1 protein-coding gene is annotated in these 655 nt (G+C 71.7%); it reads right to left on the reverse strand.

Translation table 11 applies throughout. The annotated features are described in order from the left end of the window. A partial coding sequence (locus tag EAO77_RS35085) for a cytochrome P450 (RefSeq protein ID WP_147992374.1) occupies positions 1-655 on the reverse strand: 655 nt, incomplete at both ends.

A 655-nucleotide genomic window follows, 5' to 3' on the forward strand; every position in this document is an offset into this window, starting at 1 on the left:
CCGACGCAGAAGTGGCGCCGACGCAGAAGTGGCGGCCGAGCGCGAAGGCGAGGTGGTCCGCCGCGGCCGAGAAGGCCGTGGTGGCGGTCAGGTCGTCGCGGAAGATGTCGAAGCGGTCCGGGTCGCGGTAGCGGTCCGCGTCACGGTTGGCCGCGCCGATGAGGCAGGTGACCGTGGCGCCGGCGGGGATCGTGCCGCCGCTGACGGTGACCTCGGCGGCCGTCTGCCGCATGATCATGTGCACGGGCGGGGTGTAGCGCAGGGTCTCGGCGAACGCCCGGTCGATGAGCGAGCGGTCCTCGCGCACGGCGGCGAGACCACCGACAAGGCCATCGCCTGCATCTTCGCCAACCTCCTCGCCCACCCCGAACAGCTCGCCGCCGKSCGCGAGGAGCAGGCTGCAGAAGGCCTTGATGTCCTCGTCGCTCATGCGCACGCCGTCGACCTCCGCGGTGCACAGGCCGGACAGCAGGTCGTCGCCCGGGTGGGCGCGCCGTTCGCGGATGACGGGGATCATGTAATCGGCGAACTCGGTCCGGGTGCGCAGTCCGGCGGCGGTGACGTCCGGGTCGCCCGAGAGGTTGCCGAGGAAGGCGACGACGCTGGTGTACCAGCCGTGGAAGCGGTCGTGGTCGGCCTTGTCGAGGCCCAGCAT

This window comes from Streptomyces sp. T39, assembly GCF_008042045.1.
Classification (GTDB): domain Bacteria; phylum Actinomycetota; class Actinomycetes; order Streptomycetales; family Streptomycetaceae; genus Streptomyces.